Source organism: Microbacterium sp. Marseille-Q6648 (assembly GCF_943181415.1).
In the GTDB taxonomy this organism is placed as follows: Bacteria; Actinomycetota; Actinomycetes; order Actinomycetales; family Microbacteriaceae; genus Microbacterium.
The window spans coordinates 381,823-404,060 of the sequence record NZ_CALPBZ010000005.1; the positions used below are offsets into that span (position 1 = coordinate 381,823).

The 22,238-nt window shown below is 64.8% G+C and carries 25 protein-coding genes; 16 read left to right on the plus strand and 9 right to left on the minus strand.

The features are described from left to right. Window positions 1-598 precede the first annotated feature (598 nt). From NFR93_RS13945 to lspA, 8 genes are all read left to right on the plus strand, one after another. A complete protein-coding gene (locus NFR93_RS13945; protein WP_251454651.1) occupies window positions 599-1,165 on the plus strand; it encodes a TlpA family protein disulfide reductase in 567 nt (188 codons plus the stop codon). Beyond that, window positions 1,162-1,911: a cytochrome c biogenesis CcdA family protein gene (locus NFR93_RS13950; RefSeq protein WP_251454398.1), complete on the plus strand. Its 750-nt coding sequence runs from the start codon at window positions 1,162-1,164 to the stop codon at window positions 1,909-1,911. The genes NFR93_RS13945 and NFR93_RS13950 overlap by 4 nt, the downstream gene beginning before the upstream one ends. Continuing rightward, window positions 1,892-3,613: a cytochrome c biogenesis protein ResB gene (gene resB / locus NFR93_RS13955; protein WP_251454401.1), complete on the plus strand. Its 1,722-nt coding sequence runs from the start codon at window positions 1,892-1,894 to the stop codon at window positions 3,611-3,613. Before NFR93_RS13950 ends, resB begins: the two co-directional genes overlap by 20 nt. After that, window positions 3,610-4,266: a DsbA family protein gene (locus NFR93_RS13960; protein ID WP_251454406.1), complete on the plus strand. Its 657-nt coding sequence runs from the start codon at window positions 3,610-3,612 to the stop codon at window positions 4,264-4,266. The genes resB and NFR93_RS13960 overlap by 4 nt, the downstream gene beginning before the upstream one ends. Beyond that, the gene (locus NFR93_RS13965; protein ID WP_285814607.1) at window positions 4,238-5,251 is read left to right on the plus strand and encodes a hypothetical protein; all 1,014 of its coding nucleotides are present in this window, start codon (window positions 4,238-4,240) and stop codon (window positions 5,249-5,251) included. The genes NFR93_RS13960 and NFR93_RS13965 overlap by 29 nt, the downstream gene beginning before the upstream one ends. Beyond that, window positions 5,252-5,836, plus strand: a complete 585-nt coding sequence (locus NFR93_RS13970; RefSeq protein WP_251454653.1) for a nitrilase-related carbon-nitrogen hydrolase — start codon at window positions 5,252-5,254, stop codon at window positions 5,834-5,836. It abuts the gene before it with no gap. Beyond that, entirely contained in the window at window positions 5,829-6,842 is a 1,014-nt protein-coding gene (ccsB, locus tag NFR93_RS13975) for a c-type cytochrome biogenesis protein CcsB (protein WP_251454412.1), read from the plus strand. The genes NFR93_RS13970 and ccsB overlap by 8 nt, the downstream gene beginning before the upstream one ends. 146 nt (window positions 6,843-6,988) lie before the next feature. Next, a complete protein-coding gene (gene lspA / locus NFR93_RS13980; protein ID WP_251454417.1) occupies window positions 6,989-7,510 on the plus strand; it encodes a signal peptidase II in 522 nt (173 codons plus the stop codon). Window positions 7,511-7,537: 27 nt separating this feature from the next. Here lspA and NFR93_RS13985 read toward each other — a convergent pair whose 3' ends face one another. Continuing rightward, window positions 7,538-8,128, minus strand: coding sequence for a vitamin K epoxide reductase family protein (locus NFR93_RS13985; RefSeq protein WP_251454420.1), 591 nt, complete (start codon window positions 8,126-8,128; stop codon window positions 7,538-7,540). Window positions 8,129-8,195: 67 nt separating this feature from the next. On the opposite strand from NFR93_RS13985, the gene cmtR reads away from it, so the two are divergent. Continuing rightward, window positions 8,196-8,555: a Cd(II)/Pb(II)-sensing metalloregulatory transcriptional regulator CmtR gene (gene cmtR, locus NFR93_RS13990; protein ID WP_242086956.1), complete on the plus strand. Its 360-nt coding sequence runs from the start codon at window positions 8,196-8,198 to the stop codon at window positions 8,553-8,555. Then, window positions 8,552-9,157, plus strand: a complete 606-nt coding sequence (locus NFR93_RS13995; RefSeq protein ID WP_251454423.1) for a cadmium resistance transporter — start codon at window positions 8,552-8,554, stop codon at window positions 9,155-9,157. The genes cmtR and NFR93_RS13995 overlap by 4 nt, the downstream gene beginning before the upstream one ends. A gap of 65 nt (window positions 9,158-9,222) precedes the next feature. Here the strand turns inward: NFR93_RS13995 and NFR93_RS14000 are convergent, their stop codons facing one another. Further along, on the minus strand, window positions 9,223-10,443 hold the full coding sequence (locus tag NFR93_RS14000) for a cytochrome P450 (RefSeq protein ID WP_251454426.1): 1,221 nt from the start codon (window positions 10,441-10,443) through the stop codon (window positions 9,223-9,225). Between the two features lie 245 nt (window positions 10,444-10,688). Here NFR93_RS14000 and NFR93_RS14005 point away from each other — a divergent pair, with 245 nt between their 5' ends. Further along, entirely contained in the window at window positions 10,689-10,907 is a 219-nt protein-coding gene (locus tag NFR93_RS14005) for a hypothetical protein (protein ID WP_251454429.1), read from the plus strand. Window positions 10,908-11,047: 140 nt separating this feature from the next. After that, a complete protein-coding gene (locus NFR93_RS14010; protein ID WP_251454431.1) occupies window positions 11,048-11,251 on the plus strand; it encodes an antitoxin VbhA family protein in 204 nt (67 codons plus the stop codon). Window positions 11,252-11,267: 16 nt separating this feature from the next. Here the strand turns inward: NFR93_RS14010 and NFR93_RS14015 are convergent, their stop codons facing one another. The 5 genes from NFR93_RS14015 to NFR93_RS14035 form a co-directional block, all read right to left on the minus strand. Next, window positions 11,268-12,710, minus strand: a complete 1,443-nt coding sequence (locus NFR93_RS14015; RefSeq protein WP_251454434.1) for a hypothetical protein — start codon at window positions 12,708-12,710, stop codon at window positions 11,268-11,270. After that, window positions 12,707-13,357: a DUF8175 domain-containg protein gene (locus NFR93_RS14020; RefSeq protein WP_251454437.1), complete on the minus strand. Its 651-nt coding sequence runs from the start codon at window positions 13,355-13,357 to the stop codon at window positions 12,707-12,709. The genes NFR93_RS14015 and NFR93_RS14020 overlap by 4 nt, the downstream gene beginning before the upstream one ends. Window positions 13,358-13,398: 41 nt before the next feature. Next, window positions 13,399-13,947, minus strand: a complete 549-nt coding sequence (mobC, locus tag NFR93_RS14025; protein WP_251454440.1) for a plasmid mobilization relaxosome protein MobC — start codon at window positions 13,945-13,947, stop codon at window positions 13,399-13,401. Window positions 13,948-14,058: 111 nt separating this feature from the next. Then, window positions 14,059-15,180, minus strand: coding sequence for a DUF3631 domain-containing protein (locus tag NFR93_RS14030; protein WP_251454443.1), 1,122 nt, complete (start codon window positions 15,178-15,180; stop codon window positions 14,059-14,061). Window positions 15,181-15,337: 157 nt separating this feature from the next. After that, window positions 15,338-15,541 carry a helix-turn-helix transcriptional regulator gene (locus tag NFR93_RS14035; protein WP_251454446.1) on the minus strand — a complete coding sequence of 68 codons (204 nt, stop codon included), beginning with the start codon at window positions 15,539-15,541 and terminating at the stop codon, window positions 15,338-15,340. Window positions 15,542-15,631: 90 nt separating this feature from the next. Between NFR93_RS14035 and NFR93_RS14040 the strand changes: the two genes are divergently transcribed. Together NFR93_RS14040 and NFR93_RS14045 are read left to right on the plus strand one after the other, a co-directional pair. Then, a complete protein-coding gene (locus tag NFR93_RS14040; protein ID WP_251454450.1) occupies window positions 15,632-16,309 on the plus strand; it encodes a helix-turn-helix domain-containing protein in 678 nt (225 codons plus the stop codon). Window positions 16,310-16,463: 154 nt separating this feature from the next. Then, entirely contained in the window at window positions 16,464-17,327 is an 864-nt protein-coding gene (locus NFR93_RS14045; protein ID WP_251454453.1) for a DNA adenine methylase, read from the plus strand. Here NFR93_RS14045 and NFR93_RS14050 read toward each other — a convergent pair. Next, complete coding sequence (locus tag NFR93_RS14050; RefSeq protein ID WP_251454456.1) at window positions 17,311-18,417, minus strand: hypothetical protein; 1,107 nt, start codon at window positions 18,415-18,417, stop codon at window positions 17,311-17,313. The genes NFR93_RS14045 and NFR93_RS14050 overlap by 17 nt on opposite strands. A 2-nt stretch (window positions 18,418-18,419) precedes the next feature. After that, window positions 18,420-19,505, minus strand: a complete 1,086-nt coding sequence (locus tag NFR93_RS14055) for a hypothetical protein (RefSeq protein ID WP_251454459.1) — start codon at window positions 19,503-19,505, stop codon at window positions 18,420-18,422. 326 nt (window positions 19,506-19,831) lie between these two features. On the opposite strand from NFR93_RS14055, the gene NFR93_RS14060 reads away from it, so the two are divergent. Continuing rightward, window positions 19,832-20,353, plus strand: a complete 522-nt coding sequence (locus tag NFR93_RS14060) for a 2'-5' RNA ligase family protein (RefSeq protein WP_251454462.1) — start codon at window positions 19,832-19,834, stop codon at window positions 20,351-20,353. A 53-nt stretch (window positions 20,354-20,406) separates the two neighbouring features. Beyond that, complete coding sequence (gene pgi, locus NFR93_RS14065) at window positions 20,407-22,086, plus strand: glucose-6-phosphate isomerase (RefSeq protein WP_251454464.1); 1,680 nt, start codon at window positions 20,407-20,409, stop codon at window positions 22,084-22,086. The last annotated feature ends 152 nt before the right edge of the window (window positions 22,087-22,238 follow it).

Sequence of the window (22,238 nt, forward strand, 5' to 3'; positions counted from 1 at the left end):
CCACCCCAGCTGACCGCGCTATCGATGTGCGCGCAGCGTGGCCGGTGGCCCGGGTGCTAGTAGGGCTGGGTCTGGTCCTCGCACTCCTAATGGGATGCTGGGCGGCGACGCATTTGGATGCTGAAGGCGGCCCGTCGGCGCCGATCGCGGGGTCGATCGGTGCTGATAGGCCGGCTACCGTTCTCGCAGGGATGACCGCGGGTGAGCACGCAGGTGACGCCGGAGATCTCGGCGCGGCGCTGTGCTTGTTGGGAGTGGCGTGCGCGTTGGCGCTCGTTGTCCTCGCCTGGCGGGCACCATCCCGCACGTACCGTCTCGAGCATGTCGCCGGGGCGGTACGTGAGCTGTTCGCGGTCCCGCCGTCCCAGAGGCCCGTGCTCACTCTTACCCAGCTGCGCGTTTCCCGAACCTGAGTCACGACTCAACCCCCTCGCACCCGTGAGAGCGTGCGAACTCTGGCGTTGCCAGATCGCACGCCTGTTGAGTCCTGACATTGGAGTACGTTGTGGCAAACCCGTTCCGGGTGACTTCGGTCACCCGCGCCGTACACCCGGCTGCCCATCGAAGATCCCGGCGCACGTTCCGCGCGGCTGGCGCAATGCTCGCTGTGACTGCCGTGCTCGCGGTCGCAGGGTGCACATCCCAGGATGGGCTTGCCGCGACGGTCAACAACGGCACCGGTTCCGCCAGCGTCGACGAGCGCATCGTCGAGATCCCCGAGACGGAGCGCAGCGAAACGGTGGCGTTCGCCGGCATTGATGAGCGCGGCAACCCGGTCAGCAACGACGACTTCGCCGGCGAAGTGTACGTCGTGAATTTCTGGTACGCCGCGTGCGGCCCGTGTCGGGTCGAGGCGCCCCTGTTGGAAGAGGTATGGCGGACTTACCAGCCCGAAGGGGTGGGCTTCATCGGGGTGAACATCTACGATCAGCCCGCCACCGCGCTGTCGTTTGCGGAGGACTACGGGATTACCTACCCGAGCGTGATCGACATCGTCGACGGGAAGACCAAGCTCGCCTTCGCCGCGGTCACCCCCATCCAGGCGACCCCGACGACCCTGGTCATGGACCGTCAGGGCAGGGTCGCCGCGCGGATCATCGGGCAATTGCCGGCCGCGTCGATCCTGTCCACCCTCGTCGCGGACGCGCTGGCGGAGAACGAATGAGCGCCGAAGGGTTCATCTTCGACGGCGCGCTATGGGTGGCCGTGCTCATCGCCATGCTCGCGGGCCTGATCTCCTTCGTCTCCCCATGCGTGCTTCCGCTTGTCCCCGGATACTTCGGCTACCTCGGGTCCTCCCTGTCCACCTCCGCGACACAAACCCAGGCCGCCGGCCGTGGGCGGCTGCTCGGCGGGGTGGCGTTGTTCGTTGCCGGGTTCACGCTCGTGTTCATGACCGTCACGGTGCTCGGCGGGGTGGCGGGACTGTTCTTCCTCGAATACGCGAACATCCTCACCCGGGTACTCGGGGTCGTCGTCATCGTTCTGGGCTTGGTGTTCATCGGTGCGTTCCCCCGTGCGCAACGCACACTCCGACCCCGTTTCCGCGGCAACCTGGGCCTGCTCAGCGCACCCCTGCTGGGCATTGCACTCGGGATCGGCTGGACCCCCTGCATCGGACCGACGTTGGCGGCGATCATGTCGGTGTCCTGGAATCTCGGCGACCCCGGCCGTGCCGCGCTACTGGGGCTGGCGTACTCCCTCGGCCTGGGTATCCCGTTCTTCCTGCTCGCGCTCGGACTGGGCTGGGCCACCCGGTCAGTCACCTTCCTCCGCCGTCACATCCGGGTGGTCAACATCATCGGCGGCAGCCTGCTGATCGCGCTGGGCGTGCTGATGGTCACCGGCATCTGGGGCATGTTGATGTCGGTTCTGCAGGGGGTGATGCTCAGTGTCACGCTCCCTCTCTGACCAGCCGTCCACCGACCCCTCCCGCCCCGCCGATCACATCGACCAGGACGAGCCGGACGCCGTCACCTCCCCGACGCTGGGGCCCATCGAGTGGCTACGGTGGGGGTGGCGACAACTGACCAGCATGCGCACCGCGATCCTGCTGCTGCTCCTGCTGGCCATCGCCTCGGTTCCCGGGTCAATTTTCCCCCAGCGCACCGCGGATCCCAACGGGGTCCTCCAATATTTCCGGACCAACCCCGACTTGGCGCCCATCCTCGACGGCCTCCAAGTGTTCGACCTGTACAACTCCGCCTGGTTCTCCGGCATCTACCTGCTGCTGTTCATCTCGCTGATCGGCTGCATCATTCCCCGCACCCGACACCACTGGAAAGCCCTCCGCACCCGCCCACCACGCACCCCGGCACGGCTCAGTCGGCTGAGCGCCCACCTTCTCGTCGACGTTCCGGCAAAGCCCGAGGACCCCGCCGCGGACGCGGCGGACACGATCACAGTCGCCGCCGCGGATCTGCGTCGCCGCGGATACCGTGTCGAGCGGTACGACACCGCCACGTCTTGGTCGGTGTCGGCCGAGCGCGGCTACCTGCGTGAGACGGGCAACCTGATCTTCCACGCCTCCCTCGTCGGGGTACTGGTCGCCGTGCTCGCCGCCGGCGGCTTCTCCTACACCGGGCAGCGAGTCATCGTCGAGGGAACCACGTTCGTCAACACCCTCAACGACTACTCCTCGTTCACCCCGGGCAGGTTCGTGGACGGCACGCAATTGGACCCGTACTCGCTGACCCTCGACAGCTTCGACGTCAGTTACGTGCCCCCGGGAGTGCCCGGGGGCGGTCAAGCCGGCGACTTCGCCGCGAACCTCACCATCCGAGACGCCCGCACCGGGACGGAGGACACTGAGAGCGTCCGCGTGAACTATCCCATCACCGTCGGCAATGACCGGGTCTACCTGCTCGGCAACGGCTACGCACCCACTATCACCGTCCGAAACCCCGAGGGCACGGTCGTGTACAGCGAGTCGCAGCCCTTCCTCCCGCAAGACAGCATGATGACCTCGCTCGGCATCATCAAGGTCCCAGACGGGCTCCCCGAACAGGTCGGGCTCGTCGGCTTCTTCTACCCCACCCAGGGTGCTCTTGACACCGGGGCGTTTACCTCCGTGTATCCCGATGTGGTGAACCCGGTCGTCACGTTCAACGTGTTCTCCGGCAGCCTCGGCATCGACGACGGGGTGCCCCGGTCGGTCTACACCCTCGACACCAGCGGGATGACCCAGCTCACCGGCGGCAGCAGCGGTGCCGACTCGATCCAGCTCACTCCCGGGCAGACCGCCGACCTGCCCAATGGGTGGGGCACGGTCACCTTCGAGGACGCCTCCGGCGGCACGAACCCCCTGGCGGCCGTAAAACGATTCGCGTCGCTCGACATCAAACGCGACACCGGCGCCACCTGGGTGCTCGCCTTCGCCACCCTCGCCACCCTCGGTCTGATCACCGGCCTTCTCGTTCCCCGACGCCGCGTGTTCATCAAAGCATCCGTCACCGGCGACCGGGACGAGCCCACCCTGCGCCTGGAATACGCCGGTCTCGCGCGCGGAGAGGACCCCCAGCTCCCCGACGCGATCACCGGGATCCGCGACACCCACCTCGCCGCCCGTGAACACCCCAGCCCACAGACACCCAGCCGAAGGAACCCACGATGAAGACCCCCATGAAAGTGACCCTCATCGCGATCGCCGCCGTGGTCGTGCTCGTCATCGGCGCCATCGTCTACACGGCCACTACCCGCCCCCAAGCGCCCGCAGACGACAACGCCGCTGTCGCACTCCCGGGCGCGCGCAGCAACTCCCACCTGCTAGACAGCGCCGGACCTGACGCGCCGACCCTGGTGGAGTTCCTTGACTTCGAATGTGAAGCGTGCGGGGCGTTCTACCCTTACATCGAAGAGATCCGTGAGCAGTACGACGGGCAGATCAACTATGTGTTCCGGTACTACCCGATCCCCAGCCACTACAACTCTATGAATGCCGCCCTCGCGGTGGAAGCGGCCGCGCAGCAGGACCGGGTGGAGGACATGTTCCACCGGATGTTCGAGACGCAGGCCGAGTGGGGCGAGCAGCAGGTCTCGGAAGCGGGCTTGTTCCGGAGCTTCGCCGAGGAGCTGGGCCTGGATATGGCCGCCTACGATGAGGCGGTCGCGGATCCCGCCACCCGGGAGCGGGTCGAGGAAGACTTCGCCGAGGGGCAGGACATGGGCGTGCAGGGCACGCCCACGTTCTTCCTCGACGGCGAACGACTCGAGCTCACCCAGTTGACCGATCTGACCAATGCTCTCGACCGCGCCCTCGCAGACTGACACGCCGACGCGCGTCGTGGCCCCCGCCGCTGCGCGACGGGGAGTGCCGCTGTGGGCCGCGATACTCCTCGCCGCGATCGCCGGTGGACTCCTGGACCTATCCTTCCCCGCAGTGGGGTGGTGGCCACTCACGTTCGTGAGCATCATCCTCGCGTTGTGCACGATTATCCGACGCAGCATCGGCGGTGCGTTCCTAGTCGGTGCGGCCTTCGGCGCCGCGTTTTACTTCATCCATCTGGTGTGGGTGGGCACCTACCTCGGCCCCGTCCCCTGGGTGGCGTTGGCCGGCCTGGAAGCGGTGCTGTTCGGGGTCGGGGCGATCCCGCTCGCCCTCGCCTACCGGTGGACCGACCGTGCCCGCGGACATGTCATCCTCTGGTTTGTCGGCGTGCCGCTGCTGGTGGCAGGGCTGTGGACCGTACGAGAACTGGTGATGGGGTCCTGGCCCTACTCCGGATTCCCATGGGCGCGGATTGGGATGACCCAAGCGAACGGACCGCTACCAGAGGCGGCATCATGGGTCGGGGTGACCGGGCTGAGCTTCCTCATTGTCGCCGCCTGCGCGAGCCTCGTGCAGTGGTGGCGAGCCGGTGGACTCCGACGCATGGCAGGCCTCCTGCCTGCCGCGGTGATCGTGACCGCCCTGCTGGTCGTTCCGCAGTTCCCGACCGGCGACGCCGGCCGGCTGGACATCGGCTGGGTACAGGGCAACGGGCCCTCCGGGTACTTCGATGACCGCACCCCCGGTGATGTGCTGGCCGCGCAGACAACAGCGACGGCCCCCCTGCTTGGGGAGGATATGGACCTGCTGGTGTGGCCCGAAGGGGCCGTCGACAGCGACCCCCTCACCGACCCTGCCACCGCCCGCCGCCTCACCGATCTCGCCGCACAGGCTGGCGCACCGCTGCTGGCCAACGCCGCCACCGCTCGCGGCAGTGACGTGTTCAACACCTCGATTCTGTGGGACGGGCAGGGCACTCCGTAGCTGCATGACAAGGTCAACCCCGTCCCGTTCGGCGAGTACGTCCCAGACCGCTGGTTCTACGAGCGGATCGTGCCCGACTTCATCGGCTTGATCCAACGCGAATACACCGCCGGCCAGAACCCTCCGTTCGTCACGGTCGACGACGTGACGGTCGGTCTGGCGATCTGCTTCGACGTCATCTACGACTCCGTCATCTGGGACGGCGCCCGCGAGGGCGCACAGGTCTACGTGTTCCAGACCAACAACGCCGACTTCCGCGGCACCGACGAGAATCTTCAACAGCTCACGTTCGCCCGGATGCGGGCTATCGAGACCGGACGCGCCGTGGTCAACGTCTCCACCGTCGGTACCAGCCAGGTCATCGCCCCGGACGGACAGATCATTGACGGCGCCGGAGTCGACAAAGCGGCCGCGGCGATCACCCGGGTCCCGCTGCGCGAAGGGCTCACCCCCGCCGTCGTGCTCGGCGGGGTCCTTACAGCTCTGATCGCCCTCGGCGCGATCACCGGTCTCACCATCGCCGGAATCGGACACCGACGCCACCACCACCGACCCCAAACCGCACGAGGAGCAAGTGATGCCTGACCCTGAATCCCTGACCCTGGACAGCGTCTCCCTGCTGTTGGTGTGGACCGCGATCGCCGTGTACCTGCTGGCCTTCGTCGCCTACGCGGTTGACCTCGCGCAACGCTCAGTACGCCGCGACGAACCTCAGCGGGTGCCCGCGCTCGTGACCGCGGGCGGCGCAGACACGCCGAGCGCCGGCGACGAACGCGCCGAGCTGAATGAGGTCCGCGCCCGGCCGGGCCAGCGGCAACGTCTGCTCTGGGCACGCATCGGCACCGTGCTTACCGGGTTCGCGTTCATCTTCCATCTCGCCGGCACCATCGGGCGAGGACTCGCCGCAGAACGAGTCCCGTGGGCGAACATGTACGAGTTCGCGCTCACCGGGACTTTGCTGATCGTCGCGGTCTACCTAGCCGTGCTCCGCCGATACGATCTACGCTTCCTGGGCTCGTTCCTCATCGGTATGGTCGCGTTGCTCCTGGGCGGTGCGACCTTGGCGTTCTACGTCGAAGTCACCCCGCTGATGGACCCCCTCAAGAGCGTCTGGCTCGTCATCCACGTTTTCGTCGCCTCCCTCGGCACCGCCCTGTTCGCGATTTCCTGCGGCCTCTCCGCCACACAACTGCTCCAGTCCCGCCGCGAACGACGGGCCGCAGCGCAGGGGGAGGACACTCAAGCGGCCCGGTCGGGCTACCTGCGCACGCTGCCGACCGCCGACACGCTGGAATCCCTGGCCTACCGGTTCGCGATTGTGGGGTTCATCTTTTGGACCTTCACTCTCATTGCTGGTTCGATCTGGGCAAACGACTCCTGGGGCCGGTATTGGGGGTTCGACACAAAGGAGGTTTGGACCTTCGTGATCTGGGTGCTCTATGCCGGATACATCCACGCCCGCGCGACACGAGGCTGGCGCGGTACCCGATCGGCGTGGCTGTCGATCATCGGGTTCACCGCCGTCCTGTTCAACTTCACCATCGTCAACATGTTCTTCAAAGGCCTGCACGCCTACTCCGGCCTCAGCTGACGACCAACGACCGCTCGACCATAAAGGACTCACCCCTCCATGCCCACACCATTGCTCGACCCCGGTTGGTATCCGCGTCCGCCGGCGGCGACGTACACCCGCCCTCGCCACGGCGTGTCCTCGGTCTCCGACGTGCGAAGCACACGATGAACGGCGGTCGAAGCCGGAGACTGGCCGTCGCGTGCCTGGTCGCACTGGCCATGGCTGTCGTCGACCAGGGTACGAAGGCCATCGCGCTCGCACAGCTGAGCGAGCAAGAACGAATTCCGCTGATCGGCGACCTACTGGGGTTGCAACTCGCCTTCAACCCCGGGACCGTCATGTCTCTCGGCTCGAACAGCACCTGGGTGTTCACTGTGATCGGGATCGTGGCGGGGATCGCGCTGTTCTATGCCGCATGGCGGGCGACATCCACGGCATGGGCGGTCGCAATCGGATTCGTCTGGGGTGGAGCAATCGGCAACCTCATCGACCGCCTCTTCGCCCCTCCCGGGTTCGGCCGCGGCCACGTCACCGACTTCCTCGCCTATGGCAACCTCTTCATCGGAAACATCGCCGACATCGCCATCGGAATCGGCGTCGGACTCGGCATCCTCCAGGTGCTCCTCAGCCACCGGTCCCAGACGCGCAGCGAACACCCGGGGGCAACCTCCCCCCAGGAGAAGTGACTTCGGCCCGATTACAGGTCATCCGGGTTAGACGATGCTCGCCAGCACATTCAGACGGAACTGCGCGAGCACCGCGACAACCAGGTAAGCGGCGAGCGTCACGAGCGTGATCCACGGCCACAACACCGCACCAACCCGCCGTGCCCGTTGACCGAAGACGCCCTCGCGCAGGTTCCGGACCGTCACGATGAAAAACAGGGGGAGCGTCGCCAGCCACACCACAAGACACCAGGGGCAGAGCGTCCCCAGCACATAAATGCTTTGCCCGATCAGCCACACCACGAACGCAAACGCACCCGCGACACCGATATTGAACAGCATCCAGAACCAGCGAGCGAAGTGCGGTACCGCCCACAGCGCGACTCCGACGCACACCACGAGCGCGAACCCGACCAGTCCGAGGAACGGATTGGGAACCCCAAACGCGGCCCCTTGAGCGCTCTCGAGGTTCGCAGAGCACTGCACCAGCACGGAGAAGTCGCAACTGAGGCCCGCATCGGGGCTCGTCAGCTTTTCGATCTTCTCAACGGACAGGGCCATCGATGCCGTCAACCCGACGGCGCCACACAGCGCGAGGAACAAGCCGAAGAAGAATTCACGGCGCATGAGCTGGGACAACTTTCACCATCGCTAGATACATACGGAACAGATGGCAATCATACAGTGATGCGTGTATGTTCATTGCGTGCTGACTATTACCGATCGTCTGGATGTGATGAACCGTCTCGGCCGCGCCATGGCGGACCCGACACGCTCACGCATTCTCATGACTCTGCTTGATGGCCCGATCTATCCCGCGGCACTCGCCCGTGAACTGGATCTCAGTCCGTCCAACGTCTCCAACCACCTGACCTGCCTTCGTGACTGTGGCATCGTTGTTGCGGAGCCCGAGGGTCGCCGAACTCGGTACGAGGTCGCAGATCCCCGTCTCACCCGGGCGCTCACCGCTCTGCTGGACACGACCTTGGCCGTGGACCATGCAGCCGGGTGCATCGATCCCTCCTGCGCGGCCCCGGAATGCTGCACGACGGAGGCGACGGCATGATCTTCCTCTCCATACTGCAAGCGATCGGCCTGTTCATTGTCACGAACATCGACGACATCATTGTGCTCTCGCTGTTCTTCGCCCGTGGCGCGGGACAACGGGGCACGACCGCTCGAATCCTGGTCGGGCAGTATCTGGGATTCGCAGGCATTCTCGGCGCGGCTGTACTCGTAGCTCTCGGCGCCGGAGCATTCCTGCCTCCAGAGGTCATCCCCTACTTCGGTCTGATCCCGTTGGGCCTGGGACTATGGGCGGCCTGGCAGGCATGGCGTCGACGTCACGACGACGACGATGACGATGAGGGCAAGATCGAGGGTAAAAAGGTCGCGGTCTGGGCCGTAGCGGGTGTCACCTTCGCAAACGGCGGGGACAACATCGGGGTCTACGTGCCGGTCTTCTTGAGTGTGGGACCCGCCGCCGTGGTCGCCTACTGTGTAGTGTTCCTCGCGCTCGTCGCAGTCCTGGTGTACGTAGCCAAGTTCATCGCTACCCGACGTCCGATCGCGGAAATCCTGGAGCGCTGGGAGCACACCCTGTTCCCGATCGTTCTGATCGGCCTCGGCATCTTCATCCTGATCAGTGGCGGCGCATTCGGGCTCTGATCACCAAAAGGAAGCAGGCCGAGCCGGGGACCTACGTTCCGATCATGAGCGTTCACCCGCAGTGGTTAGACGGGAATGAGCACAAACCCGTCCTCGGGTTGCGCCGGGAATCGCCGCAGGTCGACTCGAAAGTCCTGGCCGGGGACTGTGTACTCCGCAGTGGCCAGCCGTCCCACAGCGGAAGCGAGGAGGTCTACCGTCGCCGGTTCGCCCGGGCAGCGGTGGCCGTCCTCGTAAAAACCACCGCCTTGCGGCACAAGCGCGTTGTGGTGCGGCTCACCCGACATGAACCGGGTGGGAGCAAAGGTGCACGGATTTGGCCAGAGCTGAGGATCACGATTGGTGGCGAAAAGATCAAGGATCACCCAATCACCGCGCCTAAAACGGACACCGTCCCATTCCACATCGCGTGCGGCGGTCCCGCCGACCACGGGGAAAAACGGCGTAGTGCGGCGCACTTCCTGGGCGAAGGCGAGTCGGGACTCCTCGTTCTCGGCGACACGCGAGCGCCATTCGGGATGAAGATGCAACGCGAGAGCCGCGAACATGATGAAGCGCGCGATCGCAACGGTGGGTCGAAGCAGGTTTAGGAACTCCACGGCTGCAGTACGCTCGTCGAGCGACTGACCGTCTGCGTCCCGATGGCCTGCCACCCTGGCCGCGATGGTCTCCGGCGGCGCGTCGCGAAGCACCTGTCGCGCCCATGCTTCCGTGCGCAGCCGGAGCGCCCGTCCTCGCAGGTTTCGTGGCCCGAAGGAACCTGCGCCATCGATCATCCCTGCAAATTCGGACGCTCTTCGATCAAGGTCGCGGCCGCTGAGCGGAGTACCCGCCCAAGTGCACACCCCAGCGGTCAGAGCGCGCCCAGCCAACTCCAGCAGAGATACGCGGTTTCCGGACGCCGCGGCCCATTCTTTCTGCCACGCCTCCGCGACATGGCAATCCAGATCGAGGCGAGCTGACGCATCGAGCACGTCAATGAAAAGTGCCTTCCGATTCCGGTGCTCGCCCCCGGTGAGGGTCTGCACGCTTCCTTCGTCCTGCAATGAGTGCTTCACCGAGCGAGGCATCGCCCGATCCCGAGTAAATCGGTCACCCTCGTAGAAGAAGCGCACCCAGCCGCTGCCGCGGGCGAAAATCACACGTCTCCCGATCAGGCGAGTCGTGAACGCATCGCGTCCCACCGCATCGAACCCGTGCTGCCCGAACGCGTATCCGCGCACGAGGAACTCGAGCGTTCGATCGACGGGAAGAACGGGAAGCGCAGATCTCCTGTCCTCGGGCATGCTCTAACGGTATTCACGAAGTTGTTTGTGGCAAGGGACTTGACCTCCGCACTGCCGGGTGCTGCACCCGGCAGTGCCGGAAACGATCGATTCTGAGCAGGCCGAGCAACGCGCGGTGCGGGCCGCGAGATGTCGGGGAGGCTCCGGTGCTCAAAACCCTTGTCGAAACCCCATTCTGTGCAAAACCTCCACTATAGGTTTTTGAGCAAGTCGGGTAGACCAGAAGAGTAAGCAGGGAGGTCACGATGAGCGATCCGCGCATCGGCGGTTCGGCAATCGCCGCGCCTGGGCTCGAGCGGCCGATCGACGTGGGAAACGTCATGGCCGAAATCGAGAAGGGTCAGCAGCTCGCCGGCCACTTCCCGGATGCCGGCGCATTCGCCCGGGCGCGGCGCGTGCTGGTGGGGGAGATCTCCGAAGAAGACGCGATGCGAGAGATTCGCCAGGCGTTCCACCAGGCGTGAGCGTCGACGACAAGTACACCTACCCCGGTTCCGGGGGAGTGCCGCGCGACATCACAGCCTTCCCTGGTGCTGACGGCGGCGAGTAGCCCTATTCTCCAACAGCTTGTTGGAGAATAGGGCTCAGACTCGAGAGGAGCGCTATGAGCATCAAGAAGAGCGACATCTCGGCAAGCGAGCGCGAGTTGCGCAAACGGACGGTGGCCGACGCCGCCCACAGCTCCGCGATGGAGGGGCTCACCGCCGGCGCCGAGTACCGCGCCGACGCAGTCGCCTATGCTGCGGGAGAGTTCGATGTCGACGAGCTGGGACGCCGCACCCGGACTCGATGGGGTTTGCCCGCGTAATCGAACAGGCGGGTCATCAGCTTGGACCCCCTGACCCGCTCGGCCCGTCCTCTGCTTCGTCGGACAGTCGTTGCTTCGCCTTTGTCGCTGCACTCCCGACCGCGGCGGAGGCTGTGGCGACCATTGCGACCGGGGCCGCAGCAGCTGCGCCTCCAGCAGCGGCTTTCGCTCCGCCGCCTGCGGCGGCGCTAGATCCCGTCTTCGCAGCGCTCGCGGCCCCGGTCGGCGGCGTGGCCGCTCCCGCGGATTGTGACGCGAGCGGTGAGTGTGCCGACGCCCGCCCTCCGGCGCGTGCACCCGACGGCATCACGTGGCTAGCGGCGATCAAGGCGCTGCCTGCGCCTCCCCCGCCTGTCTGGCTCGAGATCACCGGAACCAGAAACCTCATCATCGCCGGAAGCGCCACAAGCGCCATGCCCATAAGAGCCACCCCGGCGATGTTTGCCCAGATCCCGGTCGGGTCAGCGGTCGGGCTATCGTCACGCAACAATCTGAACGCCATCGCGTAGATGATCGCCGCCGCCGGCTTATATGCGATGAACGCGAGCAACCACGCAATCGTCTTCTGAAACCAAGCTCGCCCGATGTCGGTATTCGTAGCGCTTGCCGCGAGGGGTAGGACTCCGGCTAGGAGGACGAGCATCGCGCCACGCAGAACCAGAAGTCCTACCTGGATGATCGCCGCGATGAGCGCGAGTGCTCCCACCACGATGAAGATCAGTAGGCCGGCGCCACCGGTCGCCGCGTTGGATGCTCCGATCATCAGTTTGAGGCTCTCGTCGACAGTCGAGCCCTCGGCGGCACCCGCCATAACTTCGGATGCGATGAGGTCTGCGATGCGCACGAGCATTGCGACACCTACGAGCCCGCCGGCCGACACCAACGCGAGGGTTAGCAACGACCCAAGCGCCTTCCGGGCGCCCTCCGCGCGCTGCTCCCAGGCCATTCGCGCTCCACCAATGATCAATCCGAGCACGGCGAGGGCAGCAACAACTCCGCTTATCGATTGCTGCACATATGCGACGGCTGGGGCAGCCAAGTTTCTCCCGCCCACACGGAGGAGTGCGGCAATAATTGCTCCCGCACCGCCAATCAGGAGCACCCCCAGTCCAATTGACCCGAGCCGACTGAATCGATCACCGTATCGCGTGCGCAGACCCATCGACCCGCCGTAAGCAATGAGCGAAAGGACGCACAGGACGAGTCCAAGCCACATGGCCCACCCGAGAAAGGTTTGCAATCCCGCGTCTGCCGACGATGGAGCGGCGACGCCGCTAGCCGACACGAGGTTCGGCGTCGGAATCGTGATCCACATTGAGGCAAGCGACTGGACCATTTGTAGGAGTCCGTCAGCGATCGCGCCCCCGATCGCTTCCAGCGTCTTTCCAGTCGCGCTGTTGGCCCACTCGCCGATGATATTACCGACGCCGCATGCCCAGTCACCGAAGTCGCAGTTCATGAGCCTGCGCTCCAGGGCGTCGTTCCGCCGAGATTCGCCACAGGAGAGAGGACGGTGTACGCGCCCGTGAGCGGGTCCACGACCAACTTCCAGTCCCCGTCGAACCATGCCAGCGGCACGGATCCTTGGATGAGCCGACCGTCCGCGGTGCGGACGACGATTGTAACCAAGGCTGCGCGTTCGTCTACCTCGTCAACTCGGTAGGCAGCGATCTGGACGGAGTTGTTCGTGCTGCCGCCGGTACCAGTTGCTGCAAGCGCAGCATCTCGACCAGGTCCCGGCATAGTTGCCTCGGCAGCAAGACGAAGGCGCAGATCGGCGCCCGCTGAACCTTGAATAACGAAGTTGGCTGCAGCCATGACCGCGCCCGCGGGGGTCGGCGCGAAACAGCGGCGGAACCCGTCCGACTCAATCACTCCCGGCCCAACATCAGCCTGCGAGGGGACATAGGAGGATCCGAGCGGCGACCACTTCGTGTCGCCGAGGTCGTCGCCGCTCAACGGCGCGCATATCGCGGAGGCAGCCGATGGAGCGGTCGAGGTGCTGGGCATCCTCTCCTCACCTTGGGTGCGCAGCCCCTGCATCGTGAAGACGAGCGCGATCGATGCCAACGCTCCGACGAAGACGGCCGAGGCGATCCACGACACAGATCGGAACGGACTTCTTGGACCAGTAGTTGTCTTGCGCATCATTCACTCCAATCGGTTTGCGATGTTGCATTGGGATTGGCGGGGCTGGCTTTGCGCCTACCTCGCTTCGCTCCTCGGCTTTCGAGGCCGAACTCGCGCAGGAACTCGTCGATACGCTCGACGAGGCCGCGAGTCGTGAGGAGCGCTTCCTCAGCGCCGGCCGGAAACCCACGTACTTCATGCGCGTACCGAGCGATCTGGTTCACGTTGTTGGCGGCGCTCAACGCCAGCCGCTCCAGGCGAAACAGGCCGGCGAGGATGGCTTGACGCTCCCCCGCGGTAGGCATCGTGGCCTCGCGCTGCTGAGCAGGTTCGAGTAGCGCGGACTCCACAAGCAGTCTCGCGACGGTGACGTTTCGTAGCTGAGCCTTGGATTCGAGGCGATCGCGGTCATCGGTCGTGACCTTGACGACGTATCGCTTGCTGCGCGCGACGTCTGTGTTGGGCTGCCGACGTGGGCCGTCATTTCCCGTCCCACTCACGGCTTCATCCCCGGCCCAGCGCAGCGAACGTTCCACCTTGTGGACGGATGTGCCCGCGAAGGGCACCTAACGCTATAGCTTGCTCGACACTTTCTGATGACGGAGCAGTTGGTCGATCGCATGACATTTCCTTTCGGGGGATGTAGCGGGCGTTGCCGCTACGGGGAAGCAGAAGCGCTACAACAGCGGCACCGATGTCGCGGATGTTGCGGCCGTAACACCGTCCGGTTCGAGGTATCGCGTCCACGCGTCGATGAGGTCTGACAACCGATAGCCGCGGACGATGTCCGTACCGACACGAACGCTGACGGGGCGCACATCGAATGGCGCGAGACGTCGCGAGAGAGTTCGAGCGTCGAGACCCGACCCATTGAGCGTGCGCCAAGGCGCTTCGTCGAGCGCGCTCAGCCGGTCGAGCAGGAATGCAGTCGGGACTGACTTCGGGTTATCGAGCGACCGAAAGACGTGCCGGATATCGTTCAACAGCCGACTGGCAAACGAAGACTCGACGCTCGACTGGTACTGCATAGCAGTGAGTTCGAGCGCCGCGCCGCGGGCGCGCGTCGGCCAATCCTCTCCGGCAAGGTGCGCAATACAGGTGAGGGGCTCCCACACGTCGGCGGCGCGATCGTGGACGGGCAAGTCTGGGCGCAACTCAGCGAGGACGTCGCCTTTGTCGGCCAGCCATTCGCTCAGCTCGTCGCGCACGCGACCGAGCCGCGCGCCCCCATCACGGCTCCGGAATGGTTTTACTACTTCTCCTGGACCTCGACGCTTGATCCGAATGACCACGGCGCGATCTTCGATCGTGTCGGGGAGGTCCCCAATTCCGGCTAACGCTGCCATTGCGAATGTGCGGTACTCCCTCGGCTGCAAGGATCGCCCCTCGACGCGGCCATAGACGACGCCGCGTTGGAATCCCGAGTTGAGAAGCCCGCGCAGATCCTCATTTCTCTCCGCCTGTCGCGGCGATCCGAACAACGCGTCTGCCTCGTCCAAGAGCAGGGTGGGTGGCACTTCATCCGCCAGCTCCACTCTCCTGAAGAGGTAAGCAACTGACGCGTTCACGAGCCGTATTGGGTCGTGCGACATACCGTCGATGACCTCCAACACTCTCGTCTTGCCGCTGCGCTTCTCGACCGACTTGATGACAAGCCGTGGAGCGAAGTCGAATGCTCCGGACACGTGGGTGAGTGCCGTCCAGAGAGTTATTGCGTCCAGCGCGGTTGCCGACGGCAGTACGCAGTAGTCCTGCAACGCCGACCGCACCGCATGGAGGACGACGGCACCCCTGCTCATCAGGAGGTCCCCCGCTGAAGCAAGAGTTGACCCATGGCGGCCAGAATGCGATCGGTGCCGAACGCCAGTACGCAGTACCGCGCCGCATCTCTGTTGGACTCAAAGATGCGCGCAGCGAGAAGTATCTGTCTCTCGACGTGCACGTCGTCGAGTCGCATCAGCGACCGCCTCCGGACTGCGTTTGCATCTGAGAGTCGATCCATGCCTGCACCTGCTCGCGGACGTAACGAACCGTCTTCGGTGTCAATTTGACGAACTGCGGCCCCTGCCCCTTGTAACGAAGCTGAGCCAGTGCGCCGATAGATAGACCCGTCCACTGGCTCACCTCTTGGGGAGTCATGAGCACCGATTGATATTCCATGTGATCGCCTCCGATTGTTGTGATCGAGTGCGATCAGACTCCCGCCGCTCTATGTCGAATTGACAGAGTAGAGTCCCTACAGAGGTCGATATGACAGAAAAGTTTGCAGCGCAGTTCGGCGCACGCATCAAGCGCATGCGAAAGGCGGCCGGCTATAGGTCGACCGCAGACCTAGTCGAGATCATCCGAAACGCCGCGCTGACCGCGAGCGTGCTCCAGAACATTGAGAGCGGCCGGAAGGCGGAGGTATCCGTCGTGCATCTGTTGGAGATCGCTAGAGCCCTGGAGGTCTCTCCAGTAGTCCTGCTCGTCGACTTCGCTGAACCCGACGCTCCCCTGTCAATCGCTGGTCTCGGTACGAACTTCGATCGCATGACGGCGATCGAATTTGACGCGTGGATGCAGGGGCGGAACGACGACCTACGTGATGTTCAACTGGGCCTCCCTGAGCAGGTCTACCAGCTGCTGAATGCCCGCACCGTCGATCAATTGCGTTGGATCCGACGTCTGCGTCTTGAGCGAGTCGAGAAGGCCGTGAGGATGAAGAAGCGCTACGACTCGCCGGCCGAGTTCCAAGCCCTCGTGCGGTCAGTGCACGAGGTTGAGAGCCAGTTGCGCAGTGCTCTACGCGCCGGCCGCGAGATGGGCATTGAGTATGATCCCGAACTCGATCCTGAGCCCCACTATGCGACCACACAGCCCGAGCCTGACCACGTCGCCGCTCCCACGGCACTGCGAAAACCCCGATACGTCGATGCTGACCGCTGAAGAAACGCCCGTCCTTCGATGGCAAGGGGTTGCGGAGCAACCTGCGGCAGCCCTACAACCTCACGAGCGTCACGTCGGCGCGAGTCCGCCGCCTGAGCTATCTTCGAGAAGAAGATAGACGGTTGGCGGTGGGAGGATCATGAGGCTAGCCTCCGTGCGCCCCCATCGCGGGCGCACCTACACCCCTCTGAGGTACCCAGGCGGCAAGAACCGCCTAACCGGCTTCCTTCGTAACGTCATCCAAAGCGGTGGCTGGGATCAGCGAACCTACGCTGAACCGTACGGGGGCGGCGCAGGGGCAGCGATAAGCCTGCTCATCGATTGCGTGGTGCCTCGGATCGCCATCAACGATCTTGATCCTGCAATCTTTGCCTTCTGGAAAACAGCCACAGAGGACAGCGCCTGGATGCAGGAACGGGTGCAGGAAGTTCCGCTCACCCTCGACGAGTGGGGCCACCAACGCCGCGTATATCGAGGCGAGGTCGACGCGACGCGGCGCGAGCTCGGATTCGCGACACTGTACCTAAACCGGACGAATCGGTCCGGCGTCATGAACGCGGGGGTCATTGGCGGAAAGTCCCAGAGCGGCACCTACAAAATTGACGCCCGGTTCAACCGAGCATCGCTTGCGGAGCGCATCAAGGTGCTGGGGGATCTGCGCGAGCAGATCGACGTGACGCAGGAGGACGGCACGACCTTTATTCAGCGACACTTTCTCGCGGACACGTCGTTCGTTTACGCGGATCCTCCGTACTTCGAGAAGGGTTCGTTTCTCTATCTGAACGCGTTCGACGACGCCATGCACTCGGCTCTAGCTGACGTTCTGAACGCCAACACATCCGCGCCGTGGGTCTTGACCTACGACGATGCGCCCGAGATCCGACGACTGTATTCGGGTAGGTTTCAAGGCACCTTCGAGCTTCCGTACTCCGCGCATCGGTCAGCACAGTTTGCTGAACGGATGATTGTGTCGTCGGCAGTCGCCCGACACATGGAGGAGTTCACACCGTCACGGTGACAAGAGGACTTTGGGCGTACAGCCGAGCGACGACAAGCCAGCGCGTTATCTTGGCTATCAAGCGCAGCTCTTCGTCGCTTCCCTCGGCCACGCGAGCCACTTGAATCGTCGCTAGCTCTACGATTCGCAAACGATCGAGAACCAGCCCAAAGTTGCGCTCATCCTGACGCGCATGACCTCGAGCGGACACTGCAAAGGTCACTTTTTTCGACGCGGTGGCATCATCGTGCAACATGAACGGCATGAACATGGCCGGCAGAAAGTGCTCGGCAGGCACGTCCTCGAACCAGTCGAAGAAGTGACCCTTAATGAAGGTGAGAACAGACTTCCCTCGCCAGTTCTCACCCGACGCTACCTGTCCAAAGACAGTCAGCGCCGCATATTGCCCGTCGACGAACGGCCGCCAAATGACAATATCGACTGTGCCGTCTTTCTCGTACCCCGTTGTCCATTCGGGGTCTTCCTGTTTGATCTTGCCGTGACCGAGACGCTCGACGAGCACGGTTAGCGCGGCACGAAGCTTCGGAGTCGCGTCCGGACGGGGCCACCCGAACCAGTGGGCCATGCCACCGACCAACGCTGGTGCCGCGAGGAATGAAACGGCCTGGAAGACATCGCCGGCACCTGACTTCATCCATTTGTATCGACTCTTTAGCGTCTTGGGCCAGTCCGACGTGGGCTTGGGGAGCACGCCGCGGCGAAACCCCGCAATCAGCAAGCACACAAGGTACGCGAGACGCGGCAGCGAAACAGTCGGATCCGATTCCGATACGGCGAGCGACCACCCGCCGTCGCCCTGCGTTCGAAGCGCGAATGGGTACGACGATCCGAGGGTCGTTTGCCTATGGCGTAGCTCCATCCAAACGTCGTTCACGATTCGCTCGGACTCAGAATCGAGGATCTCTGCATCCAAGAATTCACCGACCTCGTCGTCCAGCTCCGGCCGGCCGTTTGTCGGATCCTCGCGAACGCTCTGGCTCCGTGAAAGATCGGCATGGGAAACTCGCTCGCCTGTGCGGAATGCCCTAATTTCCACCCAGTCAGCCATGATCGATCGCGTGGATCCAGCGTCGAAGAGCTCGATGGGCATATTCAGGCGTCTCTTAAACCGGGATTGACGTCACGCGCCTCACTGAGCATTGACTGCTGGATAGCTCGGGTCGTCTTGAAGGCGGTACTGGCGATTTCGAGCAGTTCAGGGTCGCCGTCATAGTTCCCGATCAAAGAGGAAACGGTCTTGGCCTGGGCAAGAAGCGCAGTGAGTTCGGCCGAGAAGCGGGCTGGCTTGTCCTCAACCGTCTCGTACGCGACCTCAAGGTCGTTCGTGCTGGACAGCATCGCGATCGCTGACGGGTTTTCGAGCACCGAGGCGAGGTGCTTTAGGTCAGGGTTTTGACTCTGAATGACTGGTGGGGTGTCACCCTGACCGTAAAGCCAGACCATGAGTTGGTTCAGATGAGCGGCATGACTGTCGGGGATCGGATTCTCAGGCAGGAGCGTCCCAGTGTCCGTAAGACCGACGTATTCACGGAGGCTGGGTCGCGTCAGCCCGGTGTAAAGGTGCGAGAAGGCGAAACGTCCTGAAATGGCGCCGCGATCGAAGCCTTGCCGTTCGCTCTGTGTCAATACGCGGTACCCGTTCACTAGGCGTACGACCGTATTGTGTGTATCGCCCAGCCGGCGACTAACTGTGGCTAGGTCGGGTTCTTCAGCAAGCCACTCCGCGGCGTACTTTGCCTTGGCGAAGGAGTCCCACTTGAAGGCTCCATTGATGTGCTTGAACCCTATGAAATCCCGAGCCTCCGCGCGCGTCTTTACGCGCCACACGGTGACGATGTCAGGGATACTCCCTGCGGGGATGTCTTTCGGGATCGTCTGACCGACCCGTTTCGCCAATGCTGGGTCGGAGAGCAGGCGCAACACGGCGAGCCGCCGGTTTCCTTCAATGACAACGTCGTCGACCTTCAGCACGTCGTCACGATCGAGCACGATCATGGGTTCGTAGTTCATCCAACCCGAACTGGTGATCGAGTCGATCAGTTCGGAGAGTGAGGCGTTATCGACTAGGTGCTGGATGGCCTCCTCTTCATTCGCAAAGAGGTTGTCCGGCATGCGCGGATTGCGCAGATCGAAGTTGAGGTCCGAAGGACTGGAGGTGTCCTCGCGAAACTGAGACATGGCACTCCCTAACGTCTACTTGAGACTAGCGGCGGCGAGACCCGGCGCACTGCTTCGTCGGCATAGGGCAGAGATCCGGTTGGCCACATCTTGGCCACAACCGGCCGCCAGGGGGAAGCGATTCTGTGATCACCGTGCACATCTGAGATCAGACACGGCCTGGGGAGGAGTCGCAGGCCCAGCTTGCGCTGCTACTTCCAGCACGACTGAAAATCGTGAGGTCACGGGATCGACGCCCGTCGGAGCCACTGGGACCCTCGTGTGGCTTCTACACACGGGGGTTTCTTCATGCCCCGCCGCCCGCCTCGCGATGCGAGGCTGGAGGCATGTCCGGAGCCATCGTCAGCCTCGAGCTCCTCCTCGACGGCCGCACCGAAGCGGCCGTGCGCGACGAGTGGGCGGCGCTGGCGGCATCCGGTCTGTCGAGTCTTGCCGCGCACACCGCCCCGAGCAACCGGCCGCACATCACCCTGGTCGTGCGGACGCGGATCGCGGCGTTCGAGACTGACGGGATCGCACGACGGCTCCCTCTGCCGGTGACGCTCGGCGCGCCGGTGCTGTTCGGCACGGGCGACCGGCGAGTGCTCGCGCGGTCGGTGGCGCCGAGCCCCGCCCTCGTCGACCTGCACCGCGACCTGCACGGCGCCCTGGGAGCGGGCGAAGACGCTGCGCACACCACACCGGGCGCATGGTTCCCCCACGTCACGCTCGCGCGGCGGGTGCGGCTGGCCGATCTCACGACCGCCCTGCCGCTCGTCGGCGGCGAGCTCGACGGCACGGCGACGGCGCTGCGGCGATGGGATGCCGCGACGCGCACCGTCACCCACCTGACGGGCGCGGATGCGTGAAGGGATGTGACGCGCCCCGGGCGCGCGCGGCGCGGGCTCGATAGGTTAGGCGCGTGACCGCTCCGATCGATGCCACCGCCACTTCCGCCTGGGCCGAGCTCTCTGCGCACCGGGACGCCTTCACCCCCGACCTGCGCGGCTGGTTCGCCGCCGACCCCGACCGGGTCGAGCGCCTGACCTTCACTCTCGCCGACCTGCACGTCGACCTGTCGAAGAACCTCGTCACCGACGAGATCCTCGCCTCGCTCGTCCGCCTCGCCGAGCAGACCGGCGTCGCCGAGCGGTACGCGGCAATGCTCGCCGGCGAGCACATCAACACCACCGAGGACCGGGCGGTGCTGCACACGGCCCTGCGCCGGCCGAAGGGTGCGACCCCCGCGCTCGTGGTCGACGGGCAGCAGATCGACGACGACGTGCACGAGGTGCTCGACCGGGTCGCCGCGTTCGCCCGGCGCGTGCGCTCCGGCGACTGGAAGGGCGCCACGGGCAGGAAGGTCACGCACGTCGTCAACATCGGCATCGGCGGCTCGGACCTCGGTCCCGTCATGATCTACGAAGCGCTCAAACCCTACGCGGATGCCGGCATCGAGGCCCGCTTCGTCTCGAACATCGACCCGACCGATCTGGCGCAGAAGACCGCCGACCTCGACCCCGAGACGACGCTGTTCATCGTCGCATCGAAGACCTTCACCACGCTCGAGACCCTCACCAACGCCCGCCTGGCGCGGGACTGGCTGTGGTCGAAGCTCGCCGAGACCGGCGCCATCGCCGACGACGAGACCGCCAGGACGGATGCCGTCGCCCACCACTTCATCGCCGTCTCGACGGCGCTCGACAAGGTCGCCGCGTTCGGCATCGACACCGACAACGCGTTCGGCTTCTGGGACTGGGTCGGCGGCCGGTACTCGGTGGACTCGGCGATCGGCACGTCACTGGCGATCACCCTCGGACCCGACGTGTTCGCCGAACTGCTCGCCGGATTCCACGCCGTCGACGAACACGTGCGCACGCAGCCCCTCACGCGGAACGTCCCGGTCCTCATGGGTCTGCTGAACGTCTGGTACGTGAACTTCCTCGGCTCGCAGTCGCACGCCGTGCTGCCCTACGCGCAGCAGCTGCACCGCTTCGCGGCCTACCTGCAGCAGCTCACGATGGAGTCCAACGGCAAGTCCGTGCGCTGGGACGGCAGCCCTGTCACCACCGACACCGGCGAGGTCTTCTGGGGCGAGCCGGGCACGAACGGCCAGCACGCGTTCTACCAGCTCATCCACCAGGGCACGCGCCTGATCCCCGCCGACTTCATCGCGTTCGTGAACCCCGCGTACCCGCTCGCGGACGACGGCCGTGACGTGCACGGGCTGTTCCTGGCGAACTTCCTCGCGCAGACGAAGGCGCTCGCGTTCGGGAAGACCGCCGAAGAGGTCGAGGCCGAGGGCACGACCGGCGCCCTCGTGGCTGCCCGCACGTTCGCCGGCAACCGGCCCACGACGTCGATCTTCGCCCCGTCGTTGACCCCTGCCGTGCTCGGCCAGCTGGTCGCGCTGTACGAGCACATCACCTTCACGCAGGGGGTGATCTGGGGCATCAACTCCTTCGACCAGTGGGGCGTCGAGCTCGGCAAGCAGCTCGCGCTGCAGATCGCGCCCGCCATCGAGGGCGACGACCAGGCGCTGGCCGCTCAGGATGCGTCGACTCAGGCCCTGCTGGCGTACTACCGCTCGCACCGCAGCTGAGTCGCGGCATCCGGGGGCGGGGCTCTCCTCCGCTCGTCGCGGCGACGGGAGGACGTGTCGCCCACGGGAGGACCTCCCGCGGCCGGAGCATCCTCCGCTCGGCGACGACTCCTCCGCCCGTCGCGGTGGACGGAGGCGCTGAGTCGCGGCCC

What these genes read in the sequence shown, in the direction of transcription:
- NFR93_RS13945 (WP_251454651.1), top strand. Translation starts at nt 599, where the DNA reads ATGCTCGCTGTGACTGCCGTGCTCGCGGTCGCAGGGTGCACATCCCAG.
- NFR93_RS13950 (WP_251454398.1), top strand. Translation starts at nt 1,162, where the DNA reads ATGAGCGCCGAAGGGTTCATCTTCGACGGCGCGCTATGGGTGGCCGTG.
- NFR93_RS13960 (WP_251454406.1), top strand. Translation starts at nt 3,610, where the DNA reads ATGAAGACCCCCATGAAAGTGACCCTCATCGCGATCGCCGCCGTGGTC.
- NFR93_RS13965 (WP_285814607.1), top strand. Translation starts at nt 4,238, where the DNA reads ATGCTCTCGACCGCGCCCTCGCAGACTGACACGCCGACGCGCGTCGTG.
- ccsB (WP_251454412.1), top strand. Translation starts at nt 5,829, where the DNA reads ATGCCTGACCCTGAATCCCTGACCCTGGACAGCGTCTCCCTGCTGTTG.
- lspA (WP_251454417.1), top strand. Translation starts at nt 6,989, where the DNA reads ATGAACGGCGGTCGAAGCCGGAGACTGGCCGTCGCGTGCCTGGTCGCA.
- NFR93_RS13995 (WP_251454423.1), top strand. Translation starts at nt 8,552, where the DNA reads ATGATCTTCCTCTCCATACTGCAAGCGATCGGCCTGTTCATTGTCACG.
- NFR93_RS14000 (WP_251454426.1), bottom strand. Translation starts at nt 10,443, where the DNA reads ATGCCCGAGGACAGGAGATCTGCGCTTCCCGTTCTTCCCGTCGATCGA.
- NFR93_RS14005 (WP_251454429.1), top strand. Translation starts at nt 10,689, where the DNA reads ATGAGCGATCCGCGCATCGGCGGTTCGGCAATCGCCGCGCCTGGGCTC.
- NFR93_RS14010 (WP_251454431.1), top strand. Translation starts at nt 11,048, where the DNA reads ATGAGCATCAAGAAGAGCGACATCTCGGCAAGCGAGCGCGAGTTGCGC.
- NFR93_RS14015 (WP_251454434.1), bottom strand. Translation starts at nt 12,710, where the DNA reads ATGAACTGCGACTTCGGTGACTGGGCATGCGGCGTCGGTAATATCATC.
- NFR93_RS14030 (WP_251454443.1), bottom strand. Translation starts at nt 15,180, where the DNA reads ATGAGCAGGGGTGCCGTCGTCCTCCATGCGGTGCGGTCGGCGTTGCAG.
- NFR93_RS14035 (WP_251454446.1), bottom strand. Translation starts at nt 15,541, where the DNA reads ATGGAATATCAATCGGTGCTCATGACTCCCCAAGAGGTGAGCCAGTGG.
- NFR93_RS14040 (WP_251454450.1), top strand. Translation starts at nt 15,632, where the DNA reads ATGACAGAAAAGTTTGCAGCGCAGTTCGGCGCACGCATCAAGCGCATG.
- NFR93_RS14050 (WP_251454456.1), bottom strand. Translation starts at nt 18,417, where the DNA reads ATGCCCATCGAGCTCTTCGACGCTGGATCCACGCGATCGATCATGGCT.
- NFR93_RS14055 (WP_251454459.1), bottom strand. Translation starts at nt 19,505, where the DNA reads ATGTCTCAGTTTCGCGAGGACACCTCCAGTCCTTCGGACCTCAACTTC.
- NFR93_RS14060 (WP_251454462.1), top strand. Translation starts at nt 19,832, where the DNA reads ATGTCCGGAGCCATCGTCAGCCTCGAGCTCCTCCTCGACGGCCGCACC.